General features: G+C 71.8%; 15 protein-coding genes and 1 tRNA gene. 14 read left to right on the top strand and 2 right to left on the bottom strand.

Features of this window, described 5'->3' with window-relative positions; translation table 11 throughout:
* Positions 1-130: 130 nt before the first annotated feature.
* Positions 131-203: transfer RNA gene (locus tag K4G59_RS16795), tRNA-Arg, on the bottom strand.
* A 70-nt stretch (positions 204-273) separates the two neighbouring features.
* Positions 274-771, bottom strand: coding sequence for a thioesterase family protein (locus K4G59_RS16790; protein ID WP_231252207.1), 498 nt, complete (start codon positions 769-771; stop codon positions 274-276).
* 90 nt (positions 772-861) lie between these two features.
* Between K4G59_RS16790 and argS the strand changes: the two genes are divergently transcribed.
* The 14 genes from argS to atpB all read left to right on the top strand — a co-directional run bounded on the left by argS (position 862) and on the right by atpB (position 15141).
* Positions 862-2541 carry an arginine--tRNA ligase gene (argS, locus tag K4G59_RS16785; protein ID WP_231252206.1) on the top strand — a complete coding sequence of 560 codons (1680 nt, stop codon included), beginning with the start codon at positions 862-864 and terminating at the stop codon, positions 2539-2541.
* Positions 2542-2547: 6 nt separating this feature from the next.
* On the top strand, positions 2548-3975 hold the full coding sequence (gene lysA, locus K4G59_RS16780; protein ID WP_231252205.1) for a diaminopimelate decarboxylase: 1428 nt from the start codon (positions 2548-2550) through the stop codon (positions 3973-3975).
* Positions 3972-5276: a homoserine dehydrogenase gene (locus K4G59_RS16775; RefSeq protein WP_231252204.1), complete on the top strand. Its 1305-nt coding sequence runs from the start codon at positions 3972-3974 to the stop codon at positions 5274-5276. The genes lysA and K4G59_RS16775 overlap by 4 nt, the downstream gene beginning before the upstream one ends.
* The gene (thrC, locus tag K4G59_RS16770; RefSeq protein WP_231252203.1) at positions 5273-6340 is read left to right on the top strand and encodes a threonine synthase; all 1068 of its coding nucleotides are present in this window, start codon (positions 5273-5275) and stop codon (positions 6338-6340) included. The genes K4G59_RS16775 and thrC overlap by 4 nt, the downstream gene beginning before the upstream one ends.
* Positions 6341-6342: 2 nt before the next feature.
* Positions 6343-7242, top strand: coding sequence for a homoserine kinase (gene thrB, locus K4G59_RS16765; protein ID WP_231252202.1), 900 nt, complete (start codon positions 6343-6345; stop codon positions 7240-7242).
* Positions 7243-7366: 124 nt separating this feature from the next.
* Positions 7367-9250, top strand: coding sequence for a transcription termination factor Rho (rho, locus tag K4G59_RS16760; protein ID WP_231252201.1), 1884 nt, complete (start codon positions 7367-7369; stop codon positions 9248-9250).
* Positions 9251-9377: 127 nt separating this feature from the next.
* Entirely contained in the window at positions 9378-9602 is a 225-nt protein-coding gene (gene rpmE / locus K4G59_RS16755; RefSeq protein WP_207084605.1) for a 50S ribosomal protein L31, read from the top strand.
* 84 nt (positions 9603-9686) lie between these two features.
* Entirely contained in the window at positions 9687-10760 is a 1074-nt protein-coding gene (gene prfA / locus K4G59_RS16750; protein ID WP_231252200.1) for a peptide chain release factor 1, read from the top strand.
* Complete coding sequence (gene prmC, locus K4G59_RS16745; protein ID WP_231252199.1) at positions 10761-11636, top strand: peptide chain release factor N(5)-glutamine methyltransferase; 876 nt, start codon at positions 10761-10763, stop codon at positions 11634-11636.
* On the top strand, positions 11633-12298 hold the full coding sequence (locus tag K4G59_RS16740) for an L-threonylcarbamoyladenylate synthase (RefSeq protein WP_231252198.1): 666 nt from the start codon (positions 11633-11635) through the stop codon (positions 12296-12298). Before prmC ends, K4G59_RS16740 begins: the two co-directional genes overlap by 4 nt.
* 10 nt (positions 12299-12308) lie before the next feature.
* The gene (locus K4G59_RS16735; protein WP_231252197.1) at positions 12309-13532 is read left to right on the top strand and encodes an MraY family glycosyltransferase; all 1224 of its coding nucleotides are present in this window, start codon (positions 12309-12311) and stop codon (positions 13530-13532) included.
* A gap of 72 nt (positions 13533-13604) precedes the next feature.
* Positions 13605-14072, top strand: a complete 468-nt coding sequence (locus K4G59_RS16730; RefSeq protein ID WP_231252196.1) for a hypothetical protein — start codon at positions 13605-13607, stop codon at positions 14070-14072.
* A 29-nt stretch (positions 14073-14101) separates the two neighbouring features.
* On the top strand, positions 14102-14338 hold the full coding sequence (locus K4G59_RS16725; RefSeq protein WP_224276926.1) for an AtpZ/AtpI family protein: 237 nt from the start codon (positions 14102-14104) through the stop codon (positions 14336-14338).
* A 2-nt stretch (positions 14339-14340) separates the two neighbouring features.
* Positions 14341-15141, top strand: a complete 801-nt coding sequence (atpB, locus tag K4G59_RS16720) for a F0F1 ATP synthase subunit A (RefSeq protein WP_231252212.1) — start codon at positions 14341-14343, stop codon at positions 15139-15141.
* Positions 15142-15209 lie beyond the last annotated feature (68 nt).

Genomic DNA, 15209 nt, shown 5'->3' with positions numbered 1-15209 from the left:
CTCCGCGAACTCGAACTCGACCCCACCCGCGACTACCAGCCCACCGGACGGCCACCCGGCCCCACAAAGCAATAGCCGGACCTACAACTTCGTAGGTCCGGCTATTCCAATGTCCTGCGACATCACACGGCGCCTCCGGCAGGATTCGAACCTGCGGCACCTGGTACCGGAAACCAGTGCTCTATCCCCTGAGCTACGGAGGCCTGCGCCGGCTGGGCCAGCGCGCGGTGAAGACTACCGCCTCATCCGGCCGGGTCGTGCAACGACCTCGACTCAGCGCAGGCCGAGCGAGCCCGAGGTGTGCGCGTCGAAGGCCAAGGCGGCGTGCTCGGCGACCCGGGCGTCGAGGGCGTCGGCCACGTCGTCGGGCCACGGCGCCGTGCGCCGGGTCTCCATGTCGATGTGGAGGAACACCTCCTCCACCACGCACGCCACGCGCTGGTGGGTCTCGTCGAGCAGGTAGACCAGTGCGTGACCGGCGCGCTCGGAGCGGCCCAGGAGCCGCACGCGGGCCGACATGGTGTCGCCGGTGCGGAGCTCGTGCAGGTAGGTCACGTGGTGCTCAGCGGTGAAGCAGGCGTGGCCGTGGGTGAGCGGCCACATCTGCGGGATGCCGAGCTCGACCAGCGACTCGTCGAGCCCCTCGCTGGCGATGCCGATGTAGTGGCGCACGTTGAGGTGGCCGTTGATGTCCTCGAACGGCATCGGCACGGGCTGCTCGACGTAGGCCGGGAGGTCGAAGAGCTGGTCATAGGTCGGGTGCGTCGTCACAGGCAGGACCCTAGGGCCAAGACGGCCCCGGGCGAACCAGGGCGTGAAACCGGTTCGGGTGGGGGAGCGGTCCGCCGATAGGCTTGCCCGGTGAATCCTGAGCAGCTTTCCGAGACCATCGTCGACGTGCTGGCGGCCCTCGTGGCCGACGGCACGATCACGCTGCCCGACGGCGTGCCGACCCAGGTCACGGTGGAGCGACCCCGGCAGAAGGGCCACGGCGACTACGCCACCAACGTCGCGATGCAGCTGGCCAAGAAGGCGGGCACCCATCCGCGCGCCTTCGCCGAGCTCGTCGCCGAGCGGCTGCGTGCCGCCGACGGGGTCAGCGACGTCGAGGTCGCCGGCCCCGGCTTCCTCAACGTGAGCGTCGAGGCGGGTGCGCAGGGGCGGGTCGCGGCCGACGTCGTCGCGGCGGGTGCGGCGTACGGCAGGTCCGAGGTCCTCGCGGGGCAGAAGATCAACGTCGAGTTCATTTCCGCCAACCCCACGGGGCCCCTCCACCTGGGGCACACGCGCTGGGCCGTCCTCGGTGACGCGATCGCCCGGGTGCTGCAGGCTGCCGGCGCCGAGGTGGCGCGCGAGTTCTACATCAACGACCGCGGCAACCAGATGGACCTGTTCGGTGCGTCGCTGGAGGCAGCCGCCCTCGGCCGCCCGATCCCGGCCGACGGCTACCAGGGCGGTTACGTCGCCGACCTGGCCGCGGTCATCGTGGCCGAGCAGCCCGGCATCGTCGACCTGCCCGAGGACGAGCGCCTGCCCGCCTTCCGTGAGGCCGGCTACGCCCTGCAGCTCAAGGAGCAGCAGGACCAGCTCGACGGCTTCAACACCCACTTCGACGTGTGGTTCTCCGAGCGCGGTCTGCACGCGGCCGGCTCGGACGGCTCGGTGGCGGACACGCTCCAGGGGCTCAAGGACAACGGCCACCTGTTCGAGGCCGACGGCGCGCTGTGGATGCGGACCACTGATTTCGGTGACGACAAGGACCGCGTGCTGATCCGCTCCAACGGCGAGCTGACCTACTTCGCCTCCGACACCGCCTACTACCTCAACAAGCGCTCGCGCGGTTTCGACCACTGCATCTACCTGCTCGGCGCCGACCACCACGGCTACGTCGGTCGCCTCCGCGCGATGGCGGCCTGCGTGGGCGACGACCCCGCGCTGACCCTCGACGTGATGATCGGCCAGATGGTCAAGATCATGCGCGACGGCGAGGAGATGAAGCTCTCCAAGCGCGCCGGCACGATCGTCACGCTCAACGAGCTGATGGATGAGATCGGCGTCGACGCCCTGCGCTACTCGCTGGCCCGCTACCCCGCGGACAGCCCGCTGACGCTCGACGTCGCGGAGATCACCAAGGCCTCCGCCGACAACCCGGTCTACTACGTGCAGTACGCCCACGCCCGCACCTGCCGGATGATGGAGAACGCCGCCGACGTGGGCATGGCGCTGCCGGGCGAGGCCTTCGACCCCTCGCTGCTCGACCACGAGCTCGACGGTCGCCTCCTGCGTGCCCTGGCCGACTACCCACGGGTGGTGGCGAGCGCAGCGGAGCTGCGCGAGCCGCACCGCGTCGCGCGCTACCTCGAGGACACCGCGGCGGTCTTCAACAAGTGGTACGACACCAAGGAGTGCCGGATGCTGCCGCAGGGCGACGAGCCGGTCACGGCCGCCAACGAGTCGCGTCTGGTCCTGGTGGCGGCGACCCGCACGGTCATCGCCAACGGCCTCGACCTGCTCGGCGTCACCGCCCCCGAGAGGATGTGATCGGTCGTGCCGACCGCCCACCCGTCCGGCTGGGCGCACGCCGACGGTGCCCTGCGCGGCCCCCACTGGCTGCGTGAGCCCGAGGACCCCAACGCGCTGGTCGCCCACCTCTGGTCGCGCACGGCCGCCAAGTCCGACGGCGTCCTGGGCGTCGGAGGAGTGCCGCTGCCCGAGCTGGTCCGCGAGCACGGCTCACCGGCGTACGTCCTGGACGAGGACGACTTCCGCGCCCGGGCCCGTGCCTTCCGCGACGCCTTCGCCGGCTACGAGGTGTTCTACGCCGGCAAGGCATTCCTGTGCACCACTGTCGCGCGCTGGCTGGCCGAGGACGGGCTCAGCCTGGACGTCTGCTCGGGCGGGGAGCTGGGCGTCGCCGAACGAGCCGGCTTCCCGATGGAGCGCGTCGGCTTCCACGGCAACAACAAGACCCCCGCCGAGCTCGAGCGCGCCGTCGCGCTCGGGGTGGGCCGGGTCATCGTCGACTCCTTCGACGAGATCGAGCGGCTGGCCGACGTGGCCTCGAGGCTCGCTGACGCTCGCACCTCGACCACCGAGGGCGTCGGCGTGATGGTGCGGGTGACCGCCGGCGTCGAGGCCCACACCCACGAGTACATCGCCACCGCGCACGAGGACCAGAAGTTCGGCTTCTCCATCGCCAGCGGTGACGCCCTCGACGCGGTGCGCCGCGTGCACGCCGCTCCCGGTCTGCGCCTGCTGGGCCTGCACTCCCACATCGGCAGCCAGATCTTCGACACCTCCGGCTTCGAGGTCGCTGCCCGCCGGGTCCTGGCCCTGCACGCGCGGGTCCGCGACGAGGTCGGGGTGGAGATGCCCGAGATGGACCTCGGCGGCGGCTTCGGCATCGCCTACACCACCCAGGACGACCCCGCCGAGCCCGAGGTGCTCGCCTCCGGCATGTCCGCGATCGTCGCGCACGAGTGCCGGGCGCTGGGCATCGCCGAGCCGCGGCTGTCGATCGAGCCCGGCCGCGCCATCGTCGGGCCGTCCATGTGCACCGTCTACGAGGTCGGCACGGTGAAGGAGGTCGCCCTCGACGGGGGCGCGCGCCGCTCCTACGTCTCGGTCGACGGCGGGATGAGCGACAACATCCGCACCGCCCTCTACGACGCCGACTACTCCGCCACCCTCGCCTCGCGCGCCTCGCAGGCCCCGGCGTCGCTGACCCGTGTGGTGGGCAAGCACTGCGAGGCCGGCGACATCGTGGTCAAGGACGAGTTCCTGCCCGGCGACGTACGCCCCGGCGACCTCGTCGCGGTGCCCGGGACGGGCGCCTACTGCAGATCCATGGCCTCCAACTACAACCACGCACTGCGTCCTCCGGTGATCGGAGTTCGGGACGGGAAGACTTTCACCGTGCTGCGACGAGAGACTGAGGCCGACCTGTTGGCGACCGATGTGGGTGTGACTTCATGAGCGAGCGAACTCTCCGGGTGGCAGTGCTCGGCTGCGGAGCCGTGGGCTCGCAGGTGGTGCGGCTGCTGACCGAGCAGCACGACGACCTGGCCGCCCGGGTGGGAGCGCCGGTCGAGCTGGTCGGCGTCGCCGTACGCCGCCTCGACGCGCCCCGCGAGGTCGAGGTCCCCGAGGGCCTGCTGACCACCGACGCGACAGCGCTGGTGGCGCGTGACGACGTCGACCTCGTCGTCGAGGTCATCGGCGGCATCGAGCCTGCGCGCTCGCTGATCCTCTCGGCGCTGGACAACGGTGCCAGCGTCGTCACCGCCAACAAGGCGCTGCTGGCCGAGGACGGGCCCACGCTCTTCGAGGCCGCGGCCAAGGCCGAGCGCGACCTCTACTACGAGGCGGCCGTCGCCGGCGCGATCCCGATCCTGCGGCCGCTGCGCGAGTCGCTGGCCGGGGACAAGGTCACCCGCGTGCTGGGCATCGTCAACGGCACCACCAACTTCATCCTCGACAAGATGGACACCTCCGGCGCCGGCTTCTCCGAGGCGCTCGAGGAAGCACAGCAGCTCGGCTACGCCGAGGCCGACCCGACCGCCGACGTCGAGGGCTTCGACGCTGCCGCCAAGGCCGCGATCCTGGCCAGCCTGGCCTTCCACTCACGGGTCACCGCCTCCGACGTCTACCGCGAGGGCATCTCCGAGGTCACCGCCGCCGACGTCGCCAGTGCTCGCGACATGGGCTCGGTCGTCAAGCTGCTCGCGATCTGCGAGCTGCGGCCAGGACCCAACGGTGACCAGGTCGCCGCCCGCGTGCACCCCGCGATGATCCCGCGCTCGCACCCGCTCGCCAGCGTGCGCGAGGCCTACAACGCGGTCTTCGTCGAGTCCGAGGCGGCCGGCCAGCTCATGTTCTACGGCCCCGGCGCGGGTGGCGCGCCCACCGCCAGCGCCGTGCTCGGCGACCTGGTGACGGTCGCGCGCAACCGCCTCGCCGAGACCCGCGGCGCGGGGGAGTCGGCGTACGCCGATCGCGCGGTGCAGCCGATGGGTGAGACCCGCACCCGCTACCACGTCGCCATCGACGTCGACGACCGTGCGGGCGTGCTGGCGGCGGTCGCCAACGCCTTCGCGGACCACGACGTGTCGATCCAGACCGTGCGGCAGGAGGGACGTGGTGCCGACGCCCAGCTCGTGGTCGTCTCCCACGCGGCGCCCGACGCCGCGCTGAGCGCCACGGTCGAGCAGCTGCGCTCGATGGACATCGTCCGCGAGGTCACCTCGGTGATGCGCGTCGAGGGTGGCGACGAATGAGGCCGCAGTGGCGTGGACTCATCGAGGAGTACCGCGACCTCATCGACCTCCTGCCCGAGGGCCTCGAGGCCGTCACCCTCCGCGAGGGCGGCACGCCCCTCGTGCACTCGGAGTGGCTCTCCTCGCTGACCGGCGCGCAGGTCTGGCTCAAGGTCGAGGGCGACAACCCCACCGGGTCCTTCAAGGACCGCGGCATGACCACGGCGATCTCGGTCGCCAAGCACGAGGGGGCGCAGGCGGTCGTCTGCGCCTCGACCGGCAACACGTCGGCGTCGATGGCGGCGTACGCCGCGAAGGCCGGCCTCAAGCCGCTGGTGCTCGTGCCCGAGGGCAAGATCGCGGCCGGGAAGATGGCCCAGGCGGTCGTGCACGGCGCGCAGATCATCATGGTGCGCGGCAACTTCGACCACTGCCTGCAGATGGCCAAGGGGCTGGCCTGGGACTACCCCGTGGCGCTGGTCAACTCGGTCAACCCGGTGCGCCTCCAGGGCCAGAAGACCGCGGCCTTCGAGATCTGCGACTTCCTCGGTGACGCGCCCGACTACCACCTCCTCCCGGTGGGCAACGCCGGCAACATCTCTGCCTACTGGATGGGCTACGAGCAGTACGCCGACCTCGGACGTGCCAGCAGGCGTCCCGTGATGCGGGGCTTCCAGGCCGAGGGTGCCTCGCCCCTGGTGACCGGTGAGCCCTTCCCGGACCCGGAGACCAAGGCGACCGCGATCCGCATCGGCAACCCCGCGTCGTGGAAGCTCGCCGAGGCGGCGGCCCACGAGTCCGGCGGCCGGTTCGCCGCGGTCAGCGACGCGCAGATCCTCGCCGCGCAGGCCCAGCTCGCGCGCCACGACGGCGTCTTCGTGGAGCCCGCCTCCGCGGCCGGTGTCGCGGGACTCCTCGCCGAGCTCGCCGCTGGGGAGACCTACGCCGGCACGACCGTCGCGATCACGGTGACCGGCCACGGCCTCAAGGACACCGCCACCGCGCTCGAGTCCTACGGCGACGTCGTCGACACGGTCGTCGACGCCGACGTGGCCGCCGCGGCAGCCGCCGCCGGGCTGGCCTGAGCGTGGCGACCTTCGTCGACGGGCCGGTGCGCGTCAGCGTCCCCGCCACCTCGGCCAACCTCGGGCCCGGCTTCGACTCCCTCGGCCTCGCGGTGTCGCTGCGTGACGAGCTCGAGGCCGAGGCCGTGGGCGAGGGGCTCCTCGTCGAGGTCGAGGGCGCGGGCGCCGACGGCGTGCCCCGCGACGAGACGCACCTGGTCGTGCGCGCCATGCGAGCCGCCTTCGACCTGATGGGCGAGCAGCCGTCGGGCCTGCGCCTGTCGTGCCGCAACCGGATCCCGCACGCCCGCGGGCTCGGCTCGTCCTCGGCCGCGATCGTCGCCGGCGTGGTCCTGGCACGCGGGCTCGTCGCGGGCGGTCAGCTCCTCGCCTCCGACGAGGCGCTCCTGGATCTCGCCGCGGACCTGGAGGGACACCCCGACAACGTCGCGCCGGCCTTCCTCGGCGGCTTCGTGATCTCCGGTCGCGAGGACGATCGCTGGTTCGCCGTCCGTGCGGGCGTCGACCCGAGGATCACGGCCGTGGCCTTCGTGCCGCCGACGGGCGTCGAGACCACGATTGCCCGTGGGCTCCTGCCCGCGAACGTCCCGCACGCGGACGCTGCGGCGAACTCGGGTCGCGCGGCCCTGCTGGTCGCCGCCCTCACCGGCCAGCCCGAGCACCTGCTCGCCGCGACCCGTGACTGGCTGCACCAGGACCAGCGCGAGCCCGCGATGCCGGAGACGCTCGCACTCGTACGCCGCCTGCGCGCGGACGGCGTACCTGCCGTGGTCTCGGGTGCCGGTCCCACGGTGCTGGCCTTCGGCACGACCGACACCTCCTCGCTCCGCGCCCGTTGCCCGGACGGCTGGGAGTGTCACGACCTGGTGATCGAGTCCCAGGGTGCTGCCCTGCTAACCTGACGGCGCGCCGTTCGGCGCACCAGCCCGTCCCGGTCGTCCGACCGCGCGACCGGGCGCCCACCATCCGCCGCAGACCGGCCGCTCGTCCGGTCGCTGCCGGCGACGCAACGTGCGAAGGATCCACGTGACCGAGACTCCCTCTGCCGCCACCCCTGCCGACTCGCAGGACGCAGCGCCCGACGCCGCGACGAAGCCTGCCAGGAAGGCCTCGAAGTCCGGCGGCCTCGGCTCGATGCTGCTCGCGGACCTGAAGTCGATGGCGGGCGGCATGGGCATCGCCGGCGCCGGCTCGATGAAGAAGGCGCAGCTGGTCGAGGCCATCAAGGCCGCCCAGTCCCCGAACGCGTCGGCCCAGAAGCCGGCCCAGAAGTCGAGCCAGAAGTCGAGCCAGAAGCCGGCCGAGGAGCCGGCCCAGCAGGAAGCCGCGCCGGCCCCGGACCCGGCTCCCGCCCGCACCGACGAGGCGGCCCGCTCCGAGGAGCCGGCACCTCAGACGACCGTGCGCACCCGCACCCGCAAGCAGCGCGCCGCGGAGCAGGCTGCCGAGGCCGCGGAGCAGAAGCAGCCCGAGCAGAAGCAGAAGCAGGACAAGCAGCAGGACAAGCAGGACCAGAAGAGCGACAAGCAGCAGGGGCAGAAGCAGGGCAACCAGCAGGGCGCCCAGAAGCAGGGCAACCAGCAGGGCCAGCGCAACCAGGACCGTCAGCAGGACCAGCGCCAGGACCAGCGCGAGCAACGGGCCCAGGAGCAGCGGGCCCAGGAGCAGCGGGCGCAGGACCGCAACCAGGACCGCCAGCAGGACCAGCGCCAGGACCAGCAGGACGACGACGAGGACGGCGAGGGTGGCAGCCGTCGCAACCGCCGCCGTCGCGGTCGCGACCGTACGACGCCGCGCACCGGGGGCAACCGCAGCGAGCCCGACACCACGATCCTCGAGGACGACGTCCTGGTGCCGGCCGCCGGCATCCTCGACGTGCTCGACAACTGCGCCTTCGTGCGCACCTCGGGCTACCTGCCCGGACCCGAGGACGTCTACCTGTCGCTGTCGATGGTGCGCAAGTACCACCTGCGTCGCGGCGACGCGGTGGTCGGCCAGGTCCGCCAGCCGCGCGAGGGGGAGCGTCGGGAGAAGTTCAACCCGATGGTCCGCATCGACAGCATCAACGGCACCGAGGCCGAGGGCGCCAAGGAGCGCCCGGAGTTCTCCGACGCCGTGCCGGTGCACCCGCACCAGCGGCTCCGCCTGGCCACCGACGACGCCAACCCCACGGGCAAGGTCATCGACATCGCCGCGCCGGTCGGCAAGGGACAGCGCGGCCTCATCCTCACCCCGCCGCGCACGGGCGCGACGTCCCTGCTGCAGTCGATCGCGCAGGCGGTGACCACCAACAACCCCGAGTGCCACGTGATGGTCGTGCTCGTCGACGCGCGGCCCGAGGAGGTCACCGACTTCCAGCGCGCCGTCAAAGGAGAGGTCGTCGCCTCGACCTTCGACCGGCAGCCCGCCGACCACACCCTGGTCGCCGAGCTCGCGATCGAGCGGGCCAAGCGGCTCGTCGAGCTCGGCCACGACGTCGTGGTCCTGCTGGACTCGCTCACCCGCCTCGGCCGTGCCTACAACCTCGCCGCCCCGGCCAACGGCCGCGTGCTCGCGGGCATCGTCGACGCCTCTGCGGTGCACCCCACGAAGGAGTTCTTCGGCGCCGCGCGCAAGATCGAGGACGCCGGCTCGCTGACCGTGCTGGCGACGGTCGCGGTGGGCACCGGCTCGGCCACGGACGAGTTCTTCCTCGAGGAGATCGCCGGCACCGAGAACTGGGAGCTGGCGCTCAGCGCGGAGCGTGCGGCTCGGGGCATCGTGCCGGCCGTCGACGTCGTCGCGTCCGGGACCCGGCACGAGGAGAAGCTCCTCGCACCCGCCGAGGGAGCGGTCGTCGGCGACATCCGCAAGCAGCTCGCGGCGGCCGACTCGTCACAGGCCGTCAGCAAGGTCATCGGCGCCCGCTGAGGCGCTCGCCCACGCGGGAATGCCTGGATTGGCGCGGGCGTTCGGACCGGTGGCACACTTGTGCGTCGGTTCCGGTTCACGTCACATGCGATCCACGCAGGCGACCCGGAACACCTGAGAGGACACCATGAAGAAGGACACCCACCCCGACTACGTCGAGACCGCCGTCACCTGCACCTGCGGCGCGTCGTTCACCACCCGCAGCACCGCGACCTCCGGCAAGCTCCACGCCGACGTCTGCTCGCAGTGCCACCCGTTCTACACCGGCAAGCAGAAGATCCTCGACACCGGTGGCCGCGTCGCCCGCTTCGAGGCCCGCTACGCCAAGAAGGCCCCGGCCGAGAAGAAGTAGTCCACGTCAGGCGCCGGTCGCCCGCTCCGTGCGGGTGGCCGGCGCCTTGTCGTCTGTCCAGCCGGGGAATCCAGAAGGAGTGCGATGTTCGAGGCCGTCGAGGGCATGCGCCAGGAGCACGCCGAGATCGAGCAGCGACTGGCCCTCCCGGAGACCCACGCCGACCAGCGGCTGGCCAAGGAGCTCAACCAGCGCTACGCCGAGCTGACCGCGGTCGTGACCACGTGGCAGGAGTGGCTCCAGCTCGGCGACGACGTCGAGGCCGCGCGCGAGCTCGGCGCCGTCGACCCCGCCTTCGCCGCTGAGGCCGAGGAGCTGGCGGCACGGCGCGAGGTCGCCTCGGAGCGCCTGCGCCGGCTGCTGGTGCCGCGCGACGCCGCCGACGGCAAGGACGCGCTGCTGGAGATCAAGTCCGGCGAGGGCGGCGAGGAGTCGGCGCTCTTCGCCGGTGACCTGCTGCGGATGTACTCCCGCTACGCCGAGACCCGCGGCTGGAGCGTCGAGGTGCTCGACGCCACCGAGTCCGACCTCGGCGGCTTCAAGTCGGTCACCGCGGCGGTGAAGGCCCGCGGCACCGTCGAGCCCGGCCAGGCGCCGTACGCCCTGCTCAAGTTCGAGGGCGGCGTGCACCGGGTCCAGCGAGTGCCTGTCACGGAGTCGCAGGGTCGCGTGCACACCTCGGCCGCCGGCGTGCTGGTGTCGCCCGAGGCGGAGCCGGTCGACGTGACCATCGACGACAACGACCTGCGCATCGACGTCTACCGCTCCAGCGGCCCCGGTGGGCAGAGCGTCAACACCACCGACTCGGCCGTCCGCATCACCCACGTCCCGACCGGGATCGTGGCGAGCTGCCAGAACGAGAAGAGCCAGCTGCAGAACAAGGAGTCCGCGATGCGGATCCTGCGCTCGCGGCTGCTCCAGGCGGCCCAGGACGCCGCCGACGCGGAGGCCAGCGACGCGCGCCGCTCGCAGGTGCGCACGGTGGACCGATCGGAGCGGATCCGCACCTACAACTTCCCGGAGAACCGGATCTCCGACCACCGCACGGGCTACAAGTCCTACAACCTCGACCAGGTGCTCGACGGCGACCTCCAGCCGGTGCTCGACTCGTGCGTCGAGACCGACATGGCGGCGCGCCTCGCGGCGCTGGAGTCCTAGATGGAGGGGGAGGTGGAGCAGAAGGTGCGCGCCGGTGCAGCACGGCGTACGGCCGCCGAGCAGCTCGCCAAGGCCGGTGTGGCCTCGCCCCAGCGCGACGCGGACCTGCTCCTCGCCCACGTCCTCGACGTGGGCCTGGGCCGGCTGCCCCTGGTCGGCGACCTGACCGGGCCCCAGCAGGAGCAGTACGCCGCCCTGGTCGCGCGTCGTGCCGCCCGCGAGCCGCTCCAGCACCTGACCGGCACCGCGGCGTTCCGCCACGTGGAGCTGGCCGTTGGTCCGGGGGTCTTCGTGCCGCGGCCCGAGACCGAGCTGCTGGCCGGCTGGGCGATCGAGCACGCGCAGCTCGCCACCGGCGTGTCGAGACCCCCGGTGGTCGTCGACCTCTGCACGGGCTCCGGCGCCATCGCGAAGGCGGTCGCCGACGAGGTCCCCGACGCCGTGGTGCACGCCGTCGAGCTCGACGAGGGCGCCCTGGCCTGGGCCGAGCGCAACCTGGCCGGCACCGGCGTCGACCTGCGCCACGGCGACCTCGCCACCGCCTTCGACGATCTCGCCGGCACCGTCGACGTCGTGGTCTGCAACCCGCCCTACATCCCCCTCGAGGCGTGGGAGTCCGTGGCGGCGGAGGCGCGCGACCACGACCCGCACCTCGCGCTCTTCTCCGGTGACGACGGTCTCGACGCGATGCGCGTGCTGGAGCAGCGCGCGGCACTGCTGCTGCGCCCCGGGGGAGTGGTCGGGGCGGAGCACGCGGACGTGCAGGGGGAGTCCGCCCCGGCCGTCTTCGCCGCCACCGGACGCTGGCAGGACGTGGCCGACCACCGCGACCTCGCGGGTCGGGCGCGCTACGTGACCGCGAGGCTGGCACGATGAGCGTCGTGGACAGGCTTGCGACCTCGAGCGAGGAGGAGCGGGAGGCGGCGGTGACCGCCGCCGCCGGCGCCGTACGACGCGGAGAGCTGGTGGTGATCCCCACCGACACCGTCTACGGCATCGCCGCCGACGCGTTCTCGCACGACGCGGTGAAGGCACTGCTCGAGGCCAAGGGCCGCGGGCGCGAGATGCCGCCGCCGGTCCTGGTCTCTGCCGCGACCACGCTCGACGCGCTCGCCGAGGGCGTGCCCCCGTGGGCGCGCACGCTCGTCGAGAAGTTCTGGCCCGGACCGCTGACCCTCGTGTGCCGGCAGCAGCCCTCGCTCGTGTGGGACCTGGGTGAGACCCGCGGCACGGTCGCGGTCCGGATGCCCGACGACGAGGTGGCCCTGGCCGTCCTCGAGCGCACCGGCCCGCTCGCCGTCAGCTCGGCCAACATCACCGGCCGCCCCGCGGCCACCGACGCCGACGCCGCCGAGGAGATGCTGGGCGACGCCGTCGCCGTCATCGTCGACGGCGGCTCGTCGCCGGGCGGGGAGGCCTCCACCATCATCGACGTCACCGTCCCCGACGGCCGGGTCCTGCGGCTGGGCGCGCTCTCGCTCGAGGTGCTCAACGCCGCCATCGAGGAGCACGGCGTCGTGCTCGCCGACGAGGGCTGAGGGGCGCTCTTTGCGCGAATACCTCCTCGTCTTCCTGGTCGCCCTCGCGGTGACCTACCTCCTCACGGTCATCGCCCGCGAGATCGCCCTGCGCACCGGTGCGGTGGCCGCGGTGCGCGACCGCGACGTGCACGCCGAGCCGATTCCCTACCTCGGGGGACTGGCGATGCTCGGGGGACTGGCGGCCGCCTACCTCGTCGCCCGCGAGCTGCCGTTCCTCGGCACCCGCAGCGAGGGCTTCGTCTTCAAGGACGCGGGCGTCGTGCTGCTGGCGGGGGCCCTGGTCTGCGCGGTCGGCGTCATCGACGACATCTTCGACCTCGACGCCCTCACCAAGCTGGGCGGCCAGGTGCTCGCCGCGGGCCTGCTGGTCGCGATGGGGGTGCGGTTCTACTACTTCCCCTCGCCCGACGGCACCCAGTTCGCCCTCGACGACGCCCAGAGCGCGCTGCTCACACTGGTCGTGGTCATCGGCACGATGAACGCGGTCAACTTCGTCGACGGGCTCGACGGGCTGGCAGCCGGCGTGGTCGGCATCGGCGCGTCCGCGTTCTTCCTCTACTGCTACACGCTGTCGGCGGAGAACAACCTCACCCTCGCCACCACCGGCGCCCTGCTGAGCGCGGCGCTGGCCGGGGCGTGCGCGGGGTTCCTCCCGCACAACTTCCACCCCGCTCGACTCTTCATGGGCGACTCCGGGTCGATGCTGATCGGGCTGGTGCTGTCGGCCAGCGCGCTCACGCTCACCGGCCAGTTCTTCGGCATGCCGACCTCGGAGGGCAACAGCCTCTTCGTCACCGTGCTGCCGGTGCTGCTGCCCATCTCGCTGCTGATGGTGCCGATCGTGGACCTCGTGCTCGCCGTCGTACGCCGCACGCGGGCGGGCCGCTCGCCGATGAGTGCCGACAAGCAGCACCTGCACCACCGCCTGCTCGAGATCGGCCACTCGCAGCGCCGTGCCGTGCTGATCATGTGGATGTGGGCCTTCACGCTCGCTGCGGGCGCCGTGATCGTGAGCCTCAGGGACGACCCGTGGGTCTGGTGGAGCCTGGGATCCATGCTGGCCCTCACCGTCACGATGACCTTCGTCCTGCCCAAGCTGCACCGCCCGCGCAAGACGGGGCTAGGGGACACCGGCCTGCCCGAGAACGCCGCGATCGAGGGCCGCCACCCGGGCGACGACGATCGGCTCGAGCCGGTGGACCAGCCGGGGGAGGGCGTCCGCGGACCCTGATGCAGGGGGCCGCAGGACTTTGTGATAGTTTTCACGAGCACCCAGACCGACCTCCACGGACAGGCCGCCGACATGACGACCGAGTCGAAGAACAGGACCCGCAGCGGGCTCTCCCCGTTGACCGCGGCACTGGGTTCGGCCCTCGTCGCGGTCCTCCTCCTGGGCCTCCTCGCCGCCGTCCTCGACGGTCGTCCGGCCGTCGTCGGTGCGCTCGTCGGAGGCGGCGTGACGCTGGCGGTCTTCGCGCTCGGCACGGGCACGGTGAGCCTCGTGGCGCGCCTGGTCCCGGCAGCGTCGCTGCTCGTGGCGCTGATGACCTACGTGCTCCAGCTCCTCGTCCTGGCGCTCGTCGTGGCCTCGATCGAGCGCGCCGACATGGGTGCCGCGACGCTCTCGCGCGGCTGGTTCGCCGCCGGCGTCATCACCGTGACCCTGCTCTGGATGGCCGGCCAGCTGGTCGCCGCCACCCGCCAGCGGATCCCCGTCTACACCGACTCCGAGGCCGACCGGCTGGTCGATCACCCCGGGGGTGAGCGATGACCGAATCCGCTGCTAGTGTGCGGGGCGCGATGGCTCGACAGCTTCCCCCGACGGCCTCACCCGACGACTCCCCCAAGGGCGACCCCTGGCACGCCTTCGGCTACGTCGTCTCGGGTGTGGGTGTCTACGGTCTTGCTGGCTGGGCGCTCGACCGGTGGCTCGGAACGACCTTCCTCGTGGCGATCGGCATCCTGATCGGTGCCGGCTTCGGGCTCTACATGACATACGCACGGTTCAACAAGGCAGATCGGCAGGAGAACGGGTGACCATGAAGACCGGCATCACGATGGCAGCGGAAGGTGAAGGCTACGTCGCTCCGGGCCCCGCGAGCTTCGACTTCTCCGAGGTCCCGCTGTTCGAGCTCGGTGGACTCGCGGTGACCAAGCCCATGGTCCAGCTGGTCCTCGGCGCCGTCATCGTCTTCGCCTTCTTCTACGCCGCGTTCCGCCGTGCCTCGATCGTGCCGGGTCGCCTGCAGTTCGCCGGCGAGGCCGCCTACGGCATGGTCCGCAACTCGATCGGCCGCGACATCATCGGCAGCCGGGACTTCGCGAAGTTCGTGCCCTACCTGGTGGCGCTCTTCTTCTTCCTGCTGATCAACAACGCGTTCGCCTCGATCCCGGCGATCCAGTTCCCGACCTTCTCTCGTGCCTCCATGGCCTACGCGCTCGCCGGTCTGAGCTGGGTCATCTACAACGGCGTCGGCATCCACAAGCACGGCCTCATCGGCTACCTCAAGCTCCAGAGCGTCCCGTCCGGCGTCAGCCCGGTGATGTACCCGCTCCTGGTGCCGCTGGAGTTCTTCTCCAACATCCTCGTCCGCCCCGCGACGCTGGCGCTGCGTCTGTTCGCCAACATGTTCGCGGGCCACCTGCTGCTGATCCTGTTCTCCACCGGCGGCCTGTTCCTCATCGAGTACGGCGGCATCGGCTACGTCGCGGGTCCGCTCGCGTGGGTCCTCGCCATCGCGATCTCGTTCCTCGAGCTCCTGGTGCAGTTCCTCCAGGCCTACGTGTTCACCCTGCTGAACGCCATGTACATCTCGGGTGCGCTCGCCGACGAGCACTGAGTCGCGCCGGGGCGTCCACTGCCCCGGGGCCGCCCGAGCAGCTTGACCCCATCTCTCAAGTAGAAACA

Origin of the sequence: Nocardioides furvisabuli, from assembly GCF_021083185.1 — a bacterium.
Classification (GTDB): Bacteria; Actinomycetota; Actinomycetes; order Propionibacteriales; family Nocardioidaceae; genus Nocardioides; species Nocardioides furvisabuli.
Note: the sequence above shows the minus strand (reverse complement) of the source record. Positions and strands in the feature narration are given on the sequence as shown.

Coding starts and splice junctions, on each gene's coding strand:
- K4G59_RS16775 (WP_231252204.1), top strand. CDS start 3,972: ATGAGCGAGCGAACTCTCCGGGTGGCAGTGCTCGGCTGCGGAGCCGTG.
- thrC (WP_231252203.1), top strand. CDS start 5,273: ATGAGGCCGCAGTGGCGTGGACTCATCGAGGAGTACCGCGACCTCATC.
- rpmE (WP_207084605.1), top strand. CDS start 9,378: ATGAAGAAGGACACCCACCCCGACTACGTCGAGACCGCCGTCACCTGC.
- prfA (WP_231252200.1), top strand. CDS start 9,687: ATGTTCGAGGCCGTCGAGGGCATGCGCCAGGAGCACGCCGAGATCGAG.
- prmC (WP_231252199.1), top strand. CDS start 10,761: ATGGAGGGGGAGGTGGAGCAGAAGGTGCGCGCCGGTGCAGCACGGCGT.
- K4G59_RS16740 (WP_231252198.1), top strand. CDS start 11,633: ATGAGCGTCGTGGACAGGCTTGCGACCTCGAGCGAGGAGGAGCGGGAG.
- K4G59_RS16730 (WP_231252196.1), top strand. CDS start 13,605: ATGACGACCGAGTCGAAGAACAGGACCCGCAGCGGGCTCTCCCCGTTG.
- K4G59_RS16725 (WP_224276926.1), top strand. CDS start 14,102: ATGGCTCGACAGCTTCCCCCGACGGCCTCACCCGACGACTCCCCCAAG.
- atpB (WP_231252212.1), top strand. CDS start 14,341: ATGAAGACCGGCATCACGATGGCAGCGGAAGGTGAAGGCTACGTCGCT.